Genomic DNA, 19,813 nt, shown 5'->3' with positions numbered 1-19,813 from the left:
TATATGGAATTGATTGGGGTCAATGTCCAGGGTTTTCGTCGGTTTAAAGATCCGACTAGTGTCCGTCTGCTGGAAAATTTGATTGCATTGATCGGGCAGAATGAATCCGGGAAAACGTCGTTTCTGGACGCTCTGGAAGAATTGAATAGCGAGGACGAGATTGAGGCTCAAAATCAGACCCGTAGGGTAGATATCACGACGAAAATAGATGCCACATTTAGCCTCGAAGATGAGGACTACAGAGATCTAAAACCCGTTGAGAATTCCGAAGAAATTAAAAAATGCACTTTCACGAAACTCGAAAATGGCTCCGTAAATGCCAGAGTCCAGCCCGAATTAAATCACAATCTTCAGCCTCGGAAAGAAGTGAAATCTGAACTTGAGATGTTCTTCCAGTCGACAGTTTTTGGTCGGAAAACAAATAGTCGAGTTTCTTCTAACCTGAAGGAATTGTCTGGGAAGCTAGATTCTAACGATGATTATCTTGGAGATCAAACAATAAACCTTCTCCAAGAATGTTCTAATAAACTGGCTGGGATTTTAGAGAACTTGGATTCTGAAAAGTATGATACTGACTTGGTCAAGCAGATAATTGAGTCGTTTGAGGAGTTAGCGAAGCATGAGAGGAATTCGCCGCCAGAGAAAGCAAGGAAAATTTTGCTACAGAGACGCCCAATGTTTCTTTCCTTTAGTGAACGTGATCGGAATTTAAAATCGACATACGACCTGAGTAATACAGTTCCCAACGCGCCGAGTGCGCTATCGAATTTAGCGGAATTAGCTAGTTTGGATCTTCAAGAACTCAAGGAAGCGGCTGAGTCCGGCACAGTACATTTAGCAAATGATCTGACGGAGGAAGCCAGCAAAGAATTGGAAAGAGCATTCTCTAAGTCTTGGGTCCGAACAGATGTTGTTCCAGTTCTTGATATTGATGGGACTGTTCTACATATAAATGTTCGAACACCGGACGAACAAAACCGATCTCCGATTCACCAGCGAAGTGATGGGCTTCGTTGGTTCGTGGCGTTGGTTGCCTTTTTGAACCAGAACGATGCTGGTGAGAAGCCTGTGTTGTTGGTTGATGAGGCGGAAAGACATCTGAGTTATGATGCTCAGGCTGAGTTGGTCGAAGTACTTGAGACGCAGACTATTGCACAGAAAGTAATTTACACCACTCACTCTGCGGGCTGTCTTCCATCAGACCTTGGTAGAGGGATTCGCCCTGTCGTACAAAAGAAGGGTGAGCGAAGTAACATCAAGAATGGATTTTGGGTTGATGAACCTGGTTTCAAGCCTATCATGATAGCAATGGGTCTGAATCCGTTAGCGTTCACAGTTGCTCGAAACTCGTTAATTGCTGAAGGTCCCTGTGAGACTATTTTACTACCAACACTCATCCGTCAAGCGACTGGTAAATCAGAGTTGGAGTATCAAATTGCCCCTGGTGCGGCAAACGTCGGAGAGAAGAAAATCTCAGAGTTGCTTTCAGAGACAGGTAGATCTGTAATATTGCTTGATGGCGATAATGGTGGTCACGAAAATAGGGACGATCTTGTGAATGCTGGTGCAAGCTCACAGAAGATTAAAACCTATCGTGATTTCTCCGATGAACTGCTTGTGCTGGAAGATCTGGTAGACTTGGAAGCATACGTTGAAGCCGTCAATAACGAACTGAATGAGTGGCAGAACCCAAACGCTGAACTGAACACAGACGAGTTCGCCGAAAACAATCGTGTTCAGGTTGTAGAAGACTGGTGTCAGAGTGAAGGAGTTGATGCACCATCCAAAGTAAACGTGGCGCAGAGATTGGTTAAGATGGCATCAGAAGGGCAGAATATTGTTGCTCCGAAAAGAGAGGTGGTTCTCTGTGGAATAGATGACTGGGCTACTGATAATTTTATTGACAATTCTAATATCGATAATTGATTGAATTAGGAACTTCAGTACAATTGCCCAATCTACAAATTTAAACAGCCCCACAACGAGTAGTGCCGCCACGACGGTCGGCCGACTCAGCGACCCCTGAAGTTGAGTCCCGGCGTCAGCGTGATACCGGTTCTCGGCTCTTCCGGTTCGTCTCCGTCACCGTCGCGGTCGGCGGTCGATTCCGCCTCGCCGTCGTCGTCCCCGCGGTTGAACAGCGCGTGGTGCACGTAGCGAGCGAAGGGAACCGGGTCGTCGAGGCGCGCGAGGTCGAATCTCGGCTCGCGGTAGATTGAGGCGGCGACCTCCCAGACGGTCTTGACGAACGACGGGCGCTCGACGAGCGGCGAGTCGTCGCGGCGGACGCTCATCACGTAGCCGAGTTCGCCCCAGAGGTAGTGGGTGCCGACGCCGAGTTCGTAGCCCGGTTCGATGCGGTGTTTCTGCCCGGTCGCCTGCAGCCAGTAGTAGTACGGGAAGTCGGCCCCGGCGCGGACGGTCGAGGGGAGCGACTGCCACATCCGGGGGTTGATTTCGATGAGTTTGAACTCGCCCGTCTCGGCGTCCTTGAGGTACTCGATGCACGCGAGGCCGTGCCAGTCGATGTGGCCGAGGAGCTTCCGCGCGACGGATTCGAGTTCGGGGTCGTACACCGAGGTCCGGTAGACGCCGCCGCCGCCGGTGTAGGAGTTCCCGCGAATCTGGAGGTGCTGGAACGTCGCGAGGGGTTCGCCGTGGTCGTACAGCGCCGCGAACATGTACTTGTCCTGGGTCGGGACGTAGTCCTGTACGATGGGGTCGTGTTTCATCTCGGCGTATATCTCGTCGGCGTTCGGCCGGTCGCCGGGGCGGACGTGGCGGACGCTCTTGACGATGTCGTACTCGTGGGGGTCGTAGCTGTCGACGTACTCGCCGGCGACGACGTTGTACCGCGGCTTGATAATCGAGGGCTCGTCGAACGCCTCGACCTCGCTGAACAGGCGGGTCCGCGGCATGGGGACGCCGGCCTCGACGGCGGCCTCGTAGAGGAGCTTTCGGTCGTGGACCCGGCGGAGCGTCTCGAAGTCGGGGACCACGAGGTCGACGTACTGCTCGAACTCGTCGAGGTACTTCGAGAAGATGTAGCCGTCTTCCGGCCGCGTCGGGATGATGGTCTTCACGTCCGGGCGGGCGGCGATGCCGACGAGGGCGTCCTTGTAGGCGACGAGGTCGTCTTTCGGGGCGGGAATGCGGACGAGTTCGTCGCAGAATCGGGACGAGGCCGCCGGCGTGTCGTCGTGTTCGGAGGCCATGACCGTGTGGACACCCCGCTCGCCGAGCGACCGGACGCAGGTGTAGTTGCCCGATGGAACGAGTACCGATTCCCGGGCGTTCGCGCGTTTGGACATGCCTGAACCGTCGCGCGGTGACGGAATTAGTATGGGTTCGCTAACGGATTCAGGGCCGCTGGCGGGAGTCGGTTCTGACCGCTCGACTCGGCGGTCGGAGCGCCGGTGGCCGTCCGCGACGGGGTCAGACTGCGCCGTTGGGGGTGCGTCGCGGCGGCGGCCGAACTGTGGATTCGAACGCGCCCGACCGGATTCGATTCGTGAGAGTCGAGCAAACCGACGGTTCGGCGGTGGTTATCCACAGCATACCGGGGGCTCAGGCGGAGTACCGCCGCCTTAGAGCACGTCGTCGTCGAGGCCACCGGGGTCGCCGGCGGTGTCGAAGAGGTTGTTCTGGGCGCTCTGGACGAAGTCGGACTGAACGCCGTCCTCGTCGTCGACGGGGGCACCGTAGGCGTCCATTCCCATCGAGAGGAGCTCCTCGACGGCCTGTTCTTCGCTGATGAATTCTTCGTCGACGAGCTGTTCGAACTCGACGAGCAGTTCGTCCGGGAGATTGACTTCTACGACGGGCATAGAAGCGCGTTCGTGCTCGACATACTTGAGCGACCGGGTGTGAGTAATCGCGGTTTCCGGTCGGTAACTGGTCACCGATGGTGACACTCCGCGCCGCGCGTCAGTCACAACCGCGTGTCTTATCAGCGCCCGGTCGGACCCTCAACGCGACGAACGGCGTCGGGGCCCGACGCCCCAGACCGAGGGACCGACGTGACACGCGACACAGACCCGGCGACCGACGAGGCCTCCGCTCCCGCCGAGAGCGACGCGCTCGGCTGGCTTCCGGAGCGCGTCGAACTGCCGAGCGACGAGTGGGTCATCTACCCGCCCGGCGAGCCGCGGCCGGCGAACTTCGCGCTCCGCTTCGAGAAGTCCGTCCCCGCGGTGCTCGTCGGTACCGACTCCGGCGACTCGCCGGGCGTGCACGTTCTCCCGCATCCGGGCGGACTCTCCGTCTCGGCCCGATTCGGTGGCGTCGTCGACGACTCGGTCCGCGATTTCGAGCCGCCGGCGTCGGACGACGAGCGCGAGGCGGTCGCCGCGTGGACGCGGACGTGGGTCGAGCGCGTGGACGACCGGGCCGAACGGGCGCGCATCCGGACGGCCTGCGCGCCGGTCCCGAACGCCGGCGACCGCGTCTCGCGGGCGCTCTTCGACCACTTCGGGAGCGCGGACGCCGTCGCGGCCGCGGTGCTCGAACGGAACACCGCCGCGCTCAGGCGCGCGTCGGGCGTCGCCGAGCAGACGGCGACCGACCTGGTCGTCCACTACGGCACCGACGCGGAGTGGGAGTACTACCGTCGCCACCGCGACGCCGCCCCGTGACTCAAATCGCGATTTGACTCTCGCGTAGGGTTATTCCCGTCCGCGACCACTACTGGGTATGTCCCTGACACGACGCACCTTCCTCGGTTCGACCGCCCTCCTCTCGTTCGGTCTCCTCACCGGCTGTGTCGGCAACGGCGGGTCGGACGACGGGGGGACGACTGACGACGAACCGACTGACACACCGACCGACGAGCCGACGGACACGACGGACGACCTCCCGGACGGAAACGGCACCGACGACGGAGCCGGCGGCACTCGCCCGTCGGGCGGCCCGGGTATCTCGCTCGTCGGCGTCGACGACGCCCCCGACGTGCCCGTCGAACACGAAATCGAGATAACGGAGGACCTCGCAAACGACGACCATCCGCCGCAGGTCCGCATCACGCTGACGAACACCGGCGACGAGACTGTCGAGGTCGGCGAGGGGAGAACGGTCTTCTTCCAGTACGTCTCGGACACGACGAACGACCTCATCTTCCTCCCTGCGGACGGCGAGTACCCCGCGGAGGCGGGCTGTTGGCGGCTCGAAGACCACATCGCCGTGACCGAGGAGTACCGGATTCTCTCGCTCGAACCCGGCGAATCGCGGTCGGAACTGGTGGACCTCTACGGCGTCGCCCAGTCCGAGGGCGAAGAAGCGAGCTGTCTCCCGGTCGGCGAGTTCCGCTTCGAGGCGAACTTCGCCACCGGCGGGCTCTCGGAGTCTGACGACGACAGACGAGAAGCGACGTGGGGCTTTTCGCTCACGCTGGAGTGACCACCGTGTCCTCGAACACGACCGTCGAGCCGTAGCCCGGGGTTTACTCGACTCCCCGTGTCGCGGTCGAGTCCGGGACGACCGACCAGCCGAGGGGTCGATGTCGCGGCCGACGAACGCGACGGTGTGACGTTGACGACGCCGCTCTTCTTCCGGATTAGTCCATCCCGCTCGATAGCTCCACGTCGTCGTTCTCCAACTCGCCGCCGGCGGGCGTCCCGCGCACGTCGCCCTCGCGCCACGTTCCCCGGCGGAACCAGAGCCACGCGATGAGCGCGCCCACGACGTTCGAGACGAAGAACGCTATCCAGATGCCTCGCACGTCGGTGCTCCCGAGGAACCAGAAGTCGGTCGGCAGGAGCCCCTGCGACGCGACGAAGGCGACCGGAAGCCGGATGCCGGCGAGCGTGACGACCGATATCACCGCGGCGATGAGCGTCTTGCCCGCGCCCCGGAAGCCGCCGGTGAACGCCCGCATGATGCCGATGAAGCCGAACGACAGCGAGACGTACCGCAGGAACTCAGCGCCCACGGCGAGCACTTCGGCGTCGGTGGTGAACACCGAGACGATGGGCTCCGGGACGAGGAAGATGGCGAGTCCGAGCAGGCCGAGGACGAAGAACAGCCCCTTGGCGGCGACGTAGTTCGCCTGCTCCGCGCGGTCGTACTTCCCCGCGCCGATGTTCTGGCCGGACATCGTCTCGACGCCGCGCGCGACGGCGATAGCCGGGAGGAAGATGACCGAGAACACGCGGGTGCCGATGCCGAACGCCGCGACGACGGAGGTCGAAAACAGCCCGACGACGATGAGAAGCGCGTTGATAGAGAGCGCGCGACCCGTCCCCTCGATACTGGCGGGGACGCCGATGCGGAGAATCTTCCGCAGGTATCGGAAGTCCGGGCGCATGTCCGTGAGGTGAATCTGGATGCCTCTGGTGCCCGACACCATGATGGCGATGCCGACGACCATCGCGAGGACCCGCGAGATGACGGTGGCGATGGCCGCGCCCTGAATCCCGAGTTCGGGGAACTGAATCGGACCCAGCGCCCATCCGTTGATGAAAAACGGGTCGAGGACGACGTTGAGGACGACGGTCCCGAACATCACGAGCATCGGCGTGATGGTGTCGCCCGCCCCGCGCATCAGCGAGATGAACACGAAGAAACCGAACATGAACGGGAGGCCGAGCGCGATGACCTGCATGTAGGCCGTCGCGCCCGGGAGCACGTCCGGCGAGGCCCCGAGGAAATCGAGGAACGGGTTGACGAGCGGGTAGCCGAGCGCGCCGAGCACCGCGGACCCGAGGAACGCGAACGTGACGGTCTGCGAGGCCGCGTACTCGGCTTTGTCCGTCTCGTCGGCCCCGGTGTGTTGGGCGACGAGGACGCTCCCGGCGACGGACAGCCCCATCCCGAGCGAGATGAGCAGAAACACCATCGGGAAGGCGAACGAGATTGCCGCGAGCGCCTCCGTGGAGTACTGGCCGAGCCAGAACGTGTCCGCGAGGTTGTACGCCGTCTGGAGGAGGTTCGTGACGACGATGGGAAGCGACAGGTAGAGAAGCGGCTTGACGATGCCGCCCTCGGTGAGGTTGAGTTCCTCCTGTCCCTTGAACAGGCTCATTCGTCCACCCCCGACGCCGGCGTCCAGCCGAGGTGGAGTTCGAGGGCGTCTTCGACGACCCGCCGGGTCTCAGCGGGGTGTTCGCCGAGCGCGACGGCGCGGGCGTGCGCGCCGTTGCTCATGGTCGTGACGAGCCGCGCGACCTCTTCGGGGTCGGCCTCGTCGAAGTGCCCGGCCTCCACGCCGTCGCGGACGATGTCGGCGACGACCCCGCGCATCACGCCGTCGAAGTCGAGGAAGCGGTCGCGGAACAGTTCGTGGTAGGGCGCTTGCGCCTTCAGTTCCATGATTGCCACGGGAAAGCCGTCCGCTCCAGGGTCCTTCCGGCTGAACACCGCGTCGAGAACCGCGTCGAGTCGCGTCCGCGGGTCGGACGCCTCGCACGACAGTTTCGATTCGAACCGCTCGATTAAGTCGTCGAGGAACGCGTTGAGGAGCTCCTCTTTCGTGTCGAAGTGGTAGTGAATCGCGGCGCTCGTCACCGACGATTCGTCCGCGATTCGCTGTACCGTGAGGTCGGCGTATCCGTGCTCGCAGAGCGCCCGGTTGGTCGCTTCGAGTATCTCGGACCTCGTCTCTGCGTCCATTTTCTGTCCGAGCTTACTGACCGGTCAGTTAAGAGGCTTTGGACCCCGAAACCCTTCGTTAGGGCGACTCACGGTCGGCCGTCTGCCAGAGTTTCTAAGTGGCCAAGCCGGGTACCGGGGTGTAGTGTCTCTCTCGCTGTCACCGTACGTGGGTGCGCTTCTCCTCGCGACCGTGATGTCGGTCGGCGTCGCGAGCTACGGCTGGCAGTACCGCGACGAACCGACCGGGCGGTGGTTCATCGCCCTCTCTTTGGCCGCCGGCTGTTGGTCGCTGTTCGAAGCCGTCTACCTCCTCGCCGGGTCGGAGTCCACCCGCCTCCTGTGGTACGTTCTCGTCTTGGTCCCCTCGGAGTCGACGGTGTTTTTCACCCTGCTTTTCGCCCTCGAAATAGCGGGTTACGAGCGGTGGGTCTCCCGCCGAACCGCCGCGCTGTTCGCCGCGTGGCCCGTGTTGGTCATCGCGGGGGCGGCGACGAACGCCCTCGGGGTCCACGCGCTCCTGTGGGAGTCGCTGTCGTTTTCGACCCCCGGGGGAATCACCACGGCAGAGGTCGTCCACGGGCCGTTGTTCTGGGCGGACGTGTTCTACAGCTACGCCGCGGTCGGGGCCTCGCTCGTCGTCCTCGGCATCCACTACCTGCGGAGCCGACAGATATACCGAAAGCAGGCGCTCGTGTTGCTTGTCGGCATCCTCGTGCCCGCCGTCGTCGGCGCGGCGTACCTCTGGAGGCCGTTCGCCCCCGCGGAGCCGATTGCTATCTCGTTCGCCGCCACGGCGGCCCTCTTCTCCGTCGGCCTCTCGCGGTACCGCATCCTCGACATCAGCCCCATCGCGCGCGACCTCGTCATCGAGCGAATGGCCGACCCCGTTGTCGTCGTCGACCGAAAGAGCCGACTGGCCGACAGCAACCCGGCGGCGAGGGCGCTGTTCGACGTGGTCTCCTCGGCGTTGGGGTCGCCCGTCTCCGACGTGTTCGACGCGGAGACTGCCGAGGCGCTCGAAACCGGTGGGGAACTGCGCGTCGTCGACGACAACGGCGAGGCGCGCCACTTCGAGGTCGATAGGTCGGCCGTGACCGACGGCCGGGGCGCGGTTCGCGGCCACCTGCACATCCTCCACGACATCACCGAGCGCCGCGTCCGCGAGCGGTGGTTCCGCGCGCTCACGGAGAACGCCTCCGACCTCATCTTCGTTCTCGACGCCCACGGCTCTGTCACCTATCTGAGCGACTCGGCCGCCCAGACCCTCGGTACCGACGAGGACCCGAGCGAGGTGCAGTCGATGAAGCGGTTTCTCCACCCCGACGACGAGGACGCCGCCATCGAGACGTTTCGGGAGGCGTTGCAGCGCCCCGACGAGGACGCCACCGCCGAACTCCGGTTCCGCAGTTCGACCCGCGGGTGGCGCGTCTTCAGCGTCCGGTGTCGGAACCTCCTCGACGACCCCGTCGTCGGCGGCGTCGTCGTCAACGCCCACGACGTGACCGACCGGCGAAAGCACGAACAACAGCTCGAAACGTTCGCGAACGTCGTCTCGCACGACCTGCGAAACCCGCTGAACGTGGCGGAGGGCTACCTCGAACTGGTGAGGGAGGCGGACCGCCCCGACCCGGACCACGTCGAGCGAATCGAGGCCGCCCACGAGCGAATGGGCGAGATAATCACCGACGTGCTGGCGCTCGCCCGCGGCGGCACGGTCGAGGAGCGCGAGACGGTCTCGCTCGACACCGCCGCGACCGAGGCGTGGGCGAACGTCGAAACCGGGCCCGCGACGCTGGTCGTCGAGGACAGCGCGTCGTTCCTCGCGGACCGGACCCGGTTGCTCCAACTTCTGGAGAACCTGTTTCGGAACGCTCTCGAACACGCCGGCGAGGACGTGACCGTCACCGTCGGCCGACTCGACGACGACGCGGGCTTCTACGTCGAGGACGACGGCCCCGGCGTCCCGCCGGCGGACCGACCGAAGCTCTTCGAATCCGGCTTCACGACGGCCGCCGACGGCACCGGCTTCGGCCTCGCTATCGTCCGTACCATCGCCGACACCCACGGCTGGTCGGTCGGTTACGAGGACGCCGCGGACGCCGGCGCGCGGTTCGTGATTCGCGGCGTCGAACGCGCCGAGGGCTCGGCGCAGGATGCGGATGCGGCGTCGGCTGACGACGCCTGACCGCGGTCCCGAGCGGGTCGCCGCCGGGGCACTACCGGGGCGACCGGGTTACCAGAAGCGGTTCTCGTCGAGTCGTCGGAGCGCCTCCTCGATGGTCGCCTCGTTGCGGGAGAACGTGAACCGAACCCAGTCCGCGCTCCCCTCGGTGTAGAAACTGCTCCCGGGGACGACCGCGACGCCGGCCTCGCGGACGAGTCGGTGCGCGAACTCGGTGTCGTCGGCGTCGCCCGGATAGCGCGTCAGCATGTAGTACGCGCCGTCCGGTTTCACGGGGTCGAGGCCGACCTCCCGGAGGCCGTCGTACAGCAGTTCGCCGCGGCGTTCGTACGAGTCCGAGAGGTCGTCGTAGTAGTCCGCCGGGAGCGACAGCGCCTCGACGCCCGCCTGCTGGAACGGCGTCGGCGCGCAGATGCTCGTGTAGTCGTGGACCTTCCGTAGTTCGGCCGACAGCGGTTCGGGCGCGAGCGCGAACCCGACGCGCCACCCCGTCACGGAGTACGTCTTCGACAGCCCCGTACAGACGACGGTTCGGCCGGCGAGGCCGTCGATTTCGACGGGGCTGACGTAGTCGTCGGCGTAGACGATGTTCTCGTATATCTCGTCGGTGACGACGACGAGGTCTTCTTCTTCGGCGACCTCCGCGACGAGTTCGAGTTCGTCGGGCGAAAAGACGTTGCCCGTCGGGTTGTGCGGGTGGTTGAGAATCAGCATGGACGCGTCCTCGGCGGCCTCCCACAGCGCGTCGGCGTCGAGTTCGAGGCCGTCGGTGATGTCGAGCGGCATCGGCTCCCCTCCGGCGAACTGGACGGCCGGGATGTAGCTCTCGTAGGTCGGCTCGAAGTAGATGACGCCGTCGCCGGGGTCGCAGAGCGCGAGGAGCGTCGAGACGACGGCCTCGCTCGTCCCGGTGGTGACGGTGACCTCCGTTTCGGGGTCGTAGCGGACGCCCTTCCACTCGGCGTAGCGCTCCGAGACCGCCTCCCGGAGTTCCGGCAGTCCCCACGTGATGGTGTACTGGCTCGACGTGTCGATTGCGTCTTTCGCCGCGCGCTTCACGCTCGCCGGCGTCTCGTCCTCGTCGGGAATCCCCTGCGAGAGGTTGATGGCGTCGTGTTCGTGCGCCTCGCGGGTCATCTCCCGGATGACGGACTCGCGGGTTCCCGCGACGCGCTCGCTCCCGATGCGTCGAGAAAATGGGGACGGTGTCGGCATACGTGGGCTGGGACTGGCTGACACAAGAATCTTGGCGGACGCTCCCGGCGCCCGAGTCGCCCCGACGAACGTTTTAATGCGATGAGGCCGACGTAACTCCTGTATGTCGAACCGTCGTGGGCCGGACTTCGAAACGAGGATGGCCGGAGACGAGGAGATTACACCGCCGCCGCAGTTCGTCGAACAGGCCACCGTCACCGACGACTCGGTCTACGACGAGTTCGAGGAGGCCTGGCCCGACTGCTGGGAGCGAGCGGCGGCGACGCTCGACTGGTTCGACCCCTACGACTCGGTCCTTCCGGACGACGAACCCCCGTTCGAGTGGTTCGCCGGGGGGACGCTGAACGCCTGCTACAACTGCCTCGACCGGCACGTCGAAGCCGGGGCGAAGAACCGCGTCGCCATCAAGTGGGAGAGCCACCTCGGCGAGACGCGGACGTACACGTATCAGGACCTCTACCGCGAGGTCAACGAGTTCGCGGCCGCGCTCCGCGCGCAGGGCGTCGAGGAAGACGACGTGGTCACGCTCTACATGCCGATGATTCCGGAACTCCCCATCGCCATGCTCGCGTGCGCCCGCATCGGCGCGCCGCACAACGTCGTCTTCGCGGGGCTGTCGGCGGACGCGTTGGCGACGCGACTGGAGAGCGCGGACTCGGCGTACCTCGTCACCTGCGACGGCTACTACCGGCGGGGAAGCGCCATCTTCCTGAAGAGCAAAGCCGACGACGCCCGCCTCAAGGCCGCCCACGACCTCGAAGAGATGGTCGTCGTCGAGCACCTCGGCGAGACCGAACACCTCGGAGCGGGACAGCACACTTACGACGAACTGGTCGACGCCCACGCCGGCGCGGAGGTCGACCCGGTCGAGCGGGCGGCCGACGACGTGCTGTTTCTCATCCACACGTCGGGGACCACCGGCGAACCGAAGCGAGTCGAACACGTCACCGGCGGCTACCTCGCCCACGTCACGTGGACGTCGCAGACGGTGTTGGACCTCAAGCCTGAGGACACGTATCTCTCTACGGCGAACATCGGTTGGATTAGCGGCCACTCGTACGTCGTCTACGGCCCGCTGGCGCTCGGCACGACGACGGTGATGTACGAGGGCACGCCGAACTACCCGGAGAAAGACCGCATCTGGGACCTCATCGAGGAGAACGCCGTCGACGTGTTCTACACGGCCCCGACCGCGATTCGGTCGTTCATGAAGTGGGACGCGTCGCTCCCGACGTCGCGCGACCTGTCGAGTCTGCGCCTCCTCGGCACGGTGGGCGAACCCATCAACCCGCGGGCGTGGAAGTGGTACTACGAACACATCGGCGACGGGAACTGCCCGGTGGTGGACACGTGGTGGCAGACCGAGACCGGCGGTATGATGATAACCACTCTCCCGGGCGTCAAGAACATGAAACCCGGCACCGCCGGGCCGCCGCTCCCGGGCGTTGGCGCTCGAGTCGTGGACGGCCGCGGCGAGGAGGTCCCTGCGAACGAGGCCGGATATCTGGTTCTCACGCGCCCGTGGCCCGGCATGCCGCTCGCGCTCCGACACGGTCATCGGTGGGGTACGGACGCGGCGAAGCTCGACGTGGACGGCTGGCACTACTTCACCGGCGACGGCGCGAAAGTGGACGACGACGGCTACATCACCGTCCTCGGCCGCGTGGACGACGTTATCAACGTCTCGGGCCACCGCCTCGGGACGATGGAAATCGAGTCGGCTATCGTCGGCGTCGAGGGCGTCGTCGAGGCCGCCGTCGTCAGCGTCGACGACGCCGACACGGGCGGTATCCACGCGTACGTCACGCTGGAGACGAGCGTCTCCGGGGACGACGACCTCCGCGAGCGAATCGGCTCGCACGTCCGCGAGCGCATCGGTCCGATTGCCACGCCGGACGCCGTCGTCTTCACGCCCGACCTCCCGAAGACGCGGTCCGGGAAGATTATGCGCCGGTTTCTGGAGAACATCACCAACGGCGAGGAGTTCGGCGACACGTCCGCGCTTCAGAATCCCGAAATCGTCGGCGAACTCGAATCCATCGTCCGAGACCGCTGACGACGTTGCGTTTCGGATAACCTTACTAACGTGAAACCGAATTACTGCCCAGAAGTGACGCTATCTCTGCGGGCTACTGTTCTTGCGGTGTGAACTGCTCCGTCTTACCGGAAGCTTTAGTTCGTTTTTCCACATTCTTCCGAAACGAATGCGGGACGGAACCTCCGAACCGACGCCGTTGGCCGCGGGTGGGTACGAGCAACTGCGACGGGCGACCGAGACGTACCGCGAGGACCTCGTGCTTCGACTCGGCGCGGAAGTCGGACTCACGCCGGCCGAGATGAGTCAGTTCGAACCCTCCCACGTGACCCGGCGGCGACACCGGGGAACGGAACTCTACTTCCTCGCCGTCCCGACGGACGGCCGGGAGGCGTACCTGCCGACCGAGGTCGAACACGACGTTCGGAAGTACGTCACGACGACCGATATCGGCGAGACGGAGCGGGTGCTTCCGGTCACGCCCCGACGCCTACAGATGCTCGTGGCATCGGTCGGCGAGCGGGCCGCCGAAACGACCGGCCGCGAGGGATTGGCGGACGTTTCGACTCGGGACCTGCGTCGGCACTTCGCCCGGACGATGCTCGCCGACGGCGTCCCCCCGAGTGTCGTCATGCGAATCGGTGGATGGGACCGCCTCGAGAGCCTCGCGCCGCTCCTCGGCGAACCGAGCGAAAACGAAGTGCTCGATGCGCTTTCGCCGGCCCCCGCCGACAGCGACGGGCGTGCCGTCAGCGGCGTCCCCGACGGAGTGAGTCAGGTCATCGAAGCCGCGCGAAGCGTCGGGTCGGCACTCTCGGCGGTGAACACGCGAAGCGAGGTCGAACAGGCCGTCTGCGACCGACTCACCGACTCAGACCGCTATCGTTTCGCTTGGATTGAGTCGGGCGAAACCGACGCGCGAGCGTCGCTCACCGCCGCCGGACTCGACGAGGAGGCGCTCAACGCGGTCCGTCGCTCGCTCGCCGGTCGAGGCACGGATTTCACCCGACGCGCGTGCGACACCCGCGACGTACAGACGGTGCGCACCGATTCGCCGTCGGACTCGGAGACCGGGCCGCTTGCCGTCGTTCCGCTGGTACACGGCGAAACCGCCTACGGTGCGCTCTACGTCGCGCTCGCCGGCGAAGCGGTCCCCGATGCCGAGGCGGACGTACTGGTGACGCTGGGTCGCCACGTCGGACAGGCAATCGCCGCCGCCGAGCGTCGGAAGCTACTCCTCGCCGACACGGTCGTCCAACTGGAGTTCGAATCCTCGGACGAGCGGGACGTGCTCGTTCGCCTCTCCGCGGACCTCGGCTGTTCGATTCGGCTCCGCGGCGTCGTCCCCATCGAAGCGCAGTCGTTGCTGTGTTTCCTCACCGTCCGGGAGGCGACGACGGACGCGGTGTTCGACGAGTTGCAAACGACGGACGCCGTCGAGCACATCCGCCTCATCCGCGACCGAGGGACGGAGTCGCTCCTCGAAGTCGCGCTCTCCGCGGGGTCGACGATTACGACGCTCACCTCCTACGACGGCACCGTCTCGCGGTTCGTCGCGGAGGACGGCGTCGCCCGTTTCGTCGGTGAGTTCTCGAACGAAACGCCGCTCCGAGACGTGATGTCCGACTTGACCGACGCCTATCCCGCGACCGAACTCGTCGCGAAACAGGAGGTCGAACGGCCCACGCGAAACACCGCCGATTTCCGGGAGTCGCTCGTGGCGCGACTCACAGACAAGCAGCAGTCCGTCCTGCGGGCGGCCTACCTCGCCGGGTACTTCGAGTGGCCTCGCGGTAGTACCGCCGAGGACATCGCCGACTCGATAGACATCTCGTCGCCGACGCTCCACCAACACCTCCGAACCGCACAGCAGAAACTCATGACCGCGTTCTTCGACGACGAGGACACCGACGAACGCGCTTCGACCCTAGACGCTTAGGCGTGCGACGCATTAGCACACGAACGTCCGTTATTGATTGATAGTTTACCAAATTTTTCAGACAATGACGGGTGCCGTTCGAATCCGGCTCTAAAGCCCATAAACTCGTTTAAAGACTATTATGTATAATCGTAGTGTTAATTTTCGATAATTAGTTACCCTACTTATGCCCCTTGTCGAGACTCGTTAACACGACATATGGCACAGGGTGACGCTGAACTGGAGGCACGGCTGGCAGAACAAGACGAGTTCGAACCCGCCGAGGAGTTCGTCGCGCAAGCGAACGTCTCGGACGCCGACATCTACGACGAGTTCGAGGAGAACTGGCCCGGCTGCTGGGAGCGCGCGGCCGAGATGCTCGACTGGGACGCCGAGTACGACGAGGTGTTGGACGACTCGAACCCGCCGTTCTACGAGTGGTTCACCGGCGGCGAACTGAACGCCTGTTACAACTGCGTGGACCGCCACGTCGAAAACGGGGACAAGAACCGCGTCGCCATCAAGTGGGAAGGCGAACACGGCGAAACGCGGACGTACACGTACCAGGACCTCTACCGCGAGGTGAACGAGTTCGCGGCGGCCCTGCGTGACCTCGGCGTCGAGGAGGACGACGTGGTCACGCTCTACATGCCGATGGTTCCGGAACTCCCCATCGCCATGCTCGCGTGCGCTCGCATCGGCGCGCCGCACAACGTCGTCTTCGCCGGCTTTTCCGCCGAGGCGCTGGCGACGCGGATGAACGCCGCGGACTCCCGGTTCCTCGTCACCTGCGACGGCTACTACCGCCGCGGCGACCCGCTCGACCACCTCGACAAGACTAACGAGGGACTCGACAGCGTCGACCACGGCGTCGACGCGACGGTCGTCGTCGACCGACTGGGTGACGACGGCTTCGGCCACGACCTGAAGGGCAACCAGCACGACTGGGACGACCTCCTCGACGAACAGAGCGGCGAGCGCGTTGCGCCGGTCGAGCGCGACGCCGAGGACATGCTGTTCCTGATGTACACGTCGGGAACGACGGGGCAACCGAAGGGCGTCAAACACACCACCGGCGGCTATCTCTCCTACGCGACGTGGACCTCCCACGCCGTCCTCGACATCGAGAAGGAAGACACCTACTGGTGTTCGGCCGACATCGGCTGGATTACGGGCCACTCCTACATCGTCTACGGGCCGCTCGCACTCGGTTCGACGACGGTGATGTACGAGGGCACGCCCGACTTCCCGAACCGCGACCGGATGTGGGAAATCGTCGAGAAGTACGCGGTCGATATCTTCTACACGGCTCCGACGGCGATTCGCGCGTTCATGAAGTGGGGCAGCAAGTACCCCGAGTCGCGCGACCTGTCGAGCCTGCGCCTCCTCGGCACGGTGGGCGAACCAATCAACCCGCGCGCGTGGAAGTGGTACTACGAGCACATCGGCAACGAGAACTGCCCGGTGGTAGACACGTGGTGGCAGACCGAGACCGGCGGTATGATGATTACGACCTTACCGGGCGTCAAGAACATGAAACCCGGGTCCGCCGGGCCGCCGCTCCCGGGCATCGACGCCCAAATCGTCGACACCAACGGCGACGAAGTAGAACCCGGCCGAGCGGGCTATCTCACGGTGAACAAGCCGTGGCCGGGGATGCTTCGGACGCTCTACAACAACGACGAGCGCTACATCTCCGAGTACTGGGCGGAGTACTCCGACACCGACAGCGACGACCCCGACGACTGGGTCTACTTCCCCGAAGACGGTGCGAAAGTGGACGACGACGGCTACATCACCGTCCTCGGCCGCGTAGACGACGTCATCAACGTCTCGGGCCACCGCCTCGGGACGATGGAAATCGAGTCGGCCATCGTCGGCGTCGAGGGCGTCGCCGAGGCCGCCGTCGTCGGCGGGAACCACGAGGTGAAAGGCGAGGCCGTCTACGCCTACGTCATCACCGAAGACGGGTACGAGGAGGGCGAAGACCTCCGCGCGCGCATCGTCGAGGGCGTCGAGGACGCCATCGGTCCCATCGCCAGACCCGAACAGGTCGTGTTCACGCCCGAACTGCCGAAGACGCGCTCGGGCAAAATCATGCGTCGCCTGCTCGAAGACGTGGCGAACGGCGCGGAACTGGGTAACACCTCGACGCTTCGGAACCCCGAAATCGTCGAGGAGATAGCGGCGAAAGTCGGCGCGCAGAACGACTGAGCGGCCGCCTTCGGCCGCCCGTATCGAGTGTAACTACGAGACGACCAACAATCTATGTCACGCGAATCAACCGAGTCAGAAATTGACTCACACACCACGAGCACCGACCGGAGCACAGCTCCCGAACACGACGAGGTAGACTACCTGTCGAGGGAGGTGAACCTGCTGAAACCGAGCACCCCGTTCATGCGAGACCACCTGAAAATAATCTGGGCCGGGTTCATCGCGTGGGCGCTCCTCACGTTCGGACCGCCGGTGCTCACCTACTTCGCACCGGCGACGATGACCGCGGAGCTACCGGTCATCGGCTTCCCGGCGCACTACTTCCTCGTCGCCGTGTTGTCGCCGACCAGTTCGCTGGTCCTCGCGTTCGTCTACTCCCGCAAGCGCGACCAACTCGACAGGCGGTACGGCATCGACCACGCGGCCTCGAAGTCGCGCTCGAAGAGTGAGAGCGAGGCCGCCGTCACCGACGGAGGGCGCGTCGAATGACGGCGAGCGTGTTCCTCCAGTCGGGCGACCTGCTCCCCGAGGCGCTCAACATCTCGTTCAAACTCGTACCGGCCATCATGGTCGTCGGGATGTTGGCTCTGTTCCTCGCCATCGGCTACGTGTTCAAAGTCGCCGATACGGAGGGGATGTGGGTCGCCGGTCGGTCGATCGGAAACGTCGAAAACGGGATGGCAATCGGCGCGAACTGGATGTCGGCGGCGTCGTACCTCGGGTTAGCGGGACTGGTCGCCCTCGCGGGTTTCTACGGGCTCGCGTTCATCATCGGCTGGACGGCCGGGTACTTCGTCCTCCTCATCTTCCTGGCCGCGCAGATGCGTCGGTTCGGGAAGTACACGGCACCCGACTTCGTCGGTGACCGATTCAACTCCGATACGGCGCGGGCAATCGGCGCGCTGACGACCATCCTCATCGGGTTCGTCTACTCGGTCGGACAGGCCCGCGGGATGGGTCTGGTCGGACTGTACGTCTTCGGGACCGACTACGTCACGATGGTCATCGTCATGATGGCGATTACGGTCGGCTACCTGACCATCTCCGGAATGATGGGCGCGACCAAGAACATGGCCGTCCAGTACGTCATCCTCATCGTCGCGTTCCTGACGGCGGTCTACGTCGTCGGCTTCACCGGCGGCTACTCGACCGTCCTCCCGCAAATCGAATACGGCCAACTCATCGGCGAGCTGTCGGCCGAGTTCTCCGAACCGTTCGCCAACGCGGGGTTCTACCTCTGGATCGCCACGGCGTTCTCGCTCATCTTCGGGACCTGCGGCCTCCCGCACGTGTTGGTGCGGTTCTACACCGTCGAAAACGAAAAGACGGCGCGGCAGTCGACCGTCTGGGGGCTGTTTTTCATCCTGCTCCTGTACTGGAGCGCCCCGGCGCTGGCGGCGTTCGGCGTCGACCTCTACGACGCCTCCCAGTACGGCCCGACGTTCGCGGCCAACGGCGGCATGAGCGGCGGTGAGGGCGACCTCATCGTGGTGCTCGCGGCGCAACTTTCCAACCTGCCGACGTGGTTCGTCGGCCTCGTGGCGGCCGGCGGCATCGCCGCCGCCATCGCGACGACCGCGGGGCTGTTCATCACCGCCTCGTCCGCCGTCTCCCACGACATCTACACGAACATCATCAACCCCGACGCGACCCAGCGTCAGCAGGTGTTCGTCGGTCGCGCGACCATCGTCGCGCTCGGTGTCATCGTGACGATAACCGCGTTCGACCCGCCCGCGCTCGTCGGTGAACTGGTCGCGCTCGCGTTCTCGCTCGCGGCCATCGTGCTGTTCCCGATGTTCTTCCTCGGCCTCTGGTGGGAGAACACCAACCGTCAGGGGGCGCTCGCGGGTATGAGCGTCGGCCTCGCGCTCTGGGTCGCCGCGGTGGTCAACGACCTCATCTTCCACTTCAGCGACCTCTTCGCCGAGTTCGTGCCGGCCATCGGCGCGGCGCTCGTCGGCACGCCGCTGGTGTTCGTCATCACCATCGCCGTCTCGATGGCGACGGACGAACCGCCCGAGCGAATCAAGAAGATGGTTCGGCAGTGTCACAGCCCGGAACCGATGGGCCAGCAACAGTCCGCAGAAGACGTGGTCATGAGCGCCGACGGGGGCCAGTCCCCCGCGGACGACTAACCAATGTACGAACACATCCTCATCCCGACAGACGGAAGCGAAGCGGCGGAGTACGCCGTCGAACAGGCGGTCGACATCGCGTCGAAGTACGGGGCGACGGTCCACGCGCTGTACGTCGTCGACGTCGACGCCACCAGCTACTCGCTGGGAACCGAACAGGTCGACCGCATCCGACAGGGCCACCTCGACGACATGCCCGAAGTGAAGGACGCGGCCGACGCGGCCACGGGCTACGTCGCCGACGCCGCCGCCGAACACGGACTGGCCGTCCGCGAACACGTCGTCCCGGGCGAACCGGCGCGAGCCATCAGGAAGTTCGTCGAGGACAACGACATCGACCTCGTCGTGATGGGCTCGCACGGCCGTTCCGGGCTCTCCCGGGTCGTCCTCGGGAGCGTGACCGAACGCGTCCTGCGGCGGACTCGACTCCCGGTGCTCGTCGTCGACGTCCACGAAAAGGAAGCGGAAACAGAAGCAGAAGCGGAAGCGTAACGCATGTCCGACGCGACCCACGCGAAGACGAC

The 19,813-nt window shown here is 64.2% G+C and carries 15 protein-coding genes; 10 read left to right on the top strand and 5 right to left on the bottom strand.

Annotated elements, in window-relative coordinates:
• Positions 1 to 3: 3 nt before the first annotated feature.
• Positions 4 to 1,926: an AAA family ATPase gene (locus AUR65_RS06980; RefSeq protein ID WP_084816382.1), complete on the top strand. Its 1,923-nt coding sequence runs from the start codon at positions 4 to 6 to the stop codon at positions 1,924 to 1,926.
• Between the two features lie 86 nt (positions 1,927 to 2,012).
• Here the strand turns inward: AUR65_RS06980 and AUR65_RS06975 are convergent, their stop codons facing one another.
• Positions 2,013 to 3,311, bottom strand: coding sequence for a carboxylate--amine ligase (locus AUR65_RS06975; RefSeq protein WP_058566158.1), 1,299 nt, complete (start codon positions 3,309 to 3,311; stop codon positions 2,013 to 2,015).
• 276 nt (positions 3,312 to 3,587) lie between these two features.
• The gene (locus AUR65_RS06965) at positions 3,588 to 3,827 is read right to left on the bottom strand and encodes a DUF7120 family protein (protein WP_004978002.1); all 240 of its coding nucleotides are present in this window, start codon (positions 3,825 to 3,827) and stop codon (positions 3,588 to 3,590) included.
• A gap of 192 nt (positions 3,828 to 4,019) precedes the next feature.
• Between AUR65_RS06965 and AUR65_RS06960 the strand changes: the two genes are divergently transcribed.
• Both AUR65_RS06960 and AUR65_RS06955 read left to right on the top strand, forming a co-directional pair.
• Positions 4,020 to 4,634, top strand: coding sequence for a hypothetical protein (locus AUR65_RS06960; RefSeq protein ID WP_058566157.1), 615 nt, complete (start codon positions 4,020 to 4,022; stop codon positions 4,632 to 4,634).
• A 58-nt stretch (positions 4,635 to 4,692) separates the two neighbouring features.
• Positions 4,693 to 5,394 carry a hypothetical protein gene (locus tag AUR65_RS06955; RefSeq protein ID WP_058566156.1) on the top strand — a complete coding sequence of 234 codons (702 nt, stop codon included), beginning with the start codon at positions 4,693 to 4,695 and terminating at the stop codon, positions 5,392 to 5,394.
• A 157-nt stretch (positions 5,395 to 5,551) separates the two neighbouring features.
• On the opposite strand, the gene AUR65_RS06950 is transcribed toward AUR65_RS06955, so the two are convergent.
• Both AUR65_RS06950 and AUR65_RS06945 read right to left on the bottom strand, forming a co-directional pair.
• Positions 5,552 to 7,018 carry an MATE family efflux transporter gene (locus AUR65_RS06950; RefSeq protein ID WP_058566155.1) on the bottom strand — a complete coding sequence of 489 codons (1,467 nt, stop codon included), beginning with the start codon at positions 7,016 to 7,018 and terminating at the stop codon, positions 5,552 to 5,554.
• Positions 7,015 to 7,605, bottom strand: a complete 591-nt coding sequence (locus AUR65_RS06945) for a TetR/AcrR family transcriptional regulator (RefSeq protein WP_058566154.1) — start codon at positions 7,603 to 7,605, stop codon at positions 7,015 to 7,017. Before AUR65_RS06945 ends, AUR65_RS06950 begins: the two co-directional genes overlap by 4 nt.
• A gap of 148 nt (positions 7,606 to 7,753) precedes the next feature.
• Here AUR65_RS06945 and AUR65_RS06940 point away from each other — a divergent pair, with 148 nt between their 5' ends.
• Positions 7,754 to 9,772, top strand: coding sequence for a sensor histidine kinase (locus AUR65_RS06940; protein WP_058566188.1), 2,019 nt, complete (start codon positions 7,754 to 7,756; stop codon positions 9,770 to 9,772).
• Positions 9,773 to 9,820: 48 nt separating this feature from the next.
• Here AUR65_RS06940 and AUR65_RS06935 read toward each other — a convergent pair whose 3' ends face one another.
• A complete protein-coding gene (locus AUR65_RS06935; RefSeq protein WP_058566153.1) occupies positions 9,821 to 10,984 on the bottom strand; it encodes a pyridoxal phosphate-dependent aminotransferase in 1,164 nt (387 codons plus the stop codon).
• Between the two features lie 139 nt (positions 10,985 to 11,123).
• Between AUR65_RS06935 and acs (AUR65_RS06930) the strand changes: the two genes are divergently transcribed.
• From acs (AUR65_RS06930) to AUR65_RS06905, 6 genes are all read left to right on the top strand, one after another.
• The gene (gene acs / locus AUR65_RS06930) at positions 11,124 to 13,040 is read left to right on the top strand and encodes an acetate--CoA ligase (protein WP_084816388.1); all 1,917 of its coding nucleotides are present in this window, start codon (positions 11,124 to 11,126) and stop codon (positions 13,038 to 13,040) included.
• A 148-nt stretch (positions 13,041 to 13,188) separates the two neighbouring features.
• A complete protein-coding gene (locus AUR65_RS06925) occupies positions 13,189 to 14,958 on the top strand; it encodes a bacterio-opsin activator domain-containing protein (RefSeq protein ID WP_058566151.1) in 1,770 nt (589 codons plus the stop codon).
• Between the two features lie 198 nt (positions 14,959 to 15,156).
• Entirely contained in the window at positions 15,157 to 17,151 is a 1,995-nt protein-coding gene (acs, locus tag AUR65_RS06920; RefSeq protein ID WP_058566150.1) for an acetate--CoA ligase, read from the top strand.
• 54 nt (positions 17,152 to 17,205) lie between these two features.
• A complete protein-coding gene (locus tag AUR65_RS06915) occupies positions 17,206 to 17,643 on the top strand; it encodes a DUF4212 domain-containing protein (protein WP_058566149.1) in 438 nt (145 codons plus the stop codon).
• Entirely contained in the window at positions 17,640 to 19,289 is a 1,650-nt protein-coding gene (locus AUR65_RS06910) for a VC_2705 family sodium/solute symporter (protein WP_058566148.1), read from the top strand. The genes AUR65_RS06915 and AUR65_RS06910 overlap by 4 nt, the downstream gene beginning before the upstream one ends.
• Positions 19,290 to 19,292: 3 nt before the next feature.
• A complete protein-coding gene (locus tag AUR65_RS06905; RefSeq protein WP_058566147.1) occupies positions 19,293 to 19,781 on the top strand; it encodes a universal stress protein in 489 nt (162 codons plus the stop codon).
• Positions 19,782 to 19,813: the final 32 nt, after the last annotated feature.

The sequence above is a fragment of the Haloferax marisrubri genome (assembly GCF_001469875.2).
In the GTDB taxonomy this organism is placed as follows: Archaea; Halobacteriota; Halobacteria; order Halobacteriales; family Haloferacaceae; genus Haloferax; species Haloferax marisrubri.
Note: the sequence above shows the minus strand (reverse complement) of the source record. Positions and strands in the feature narration are given on the sequence as shown.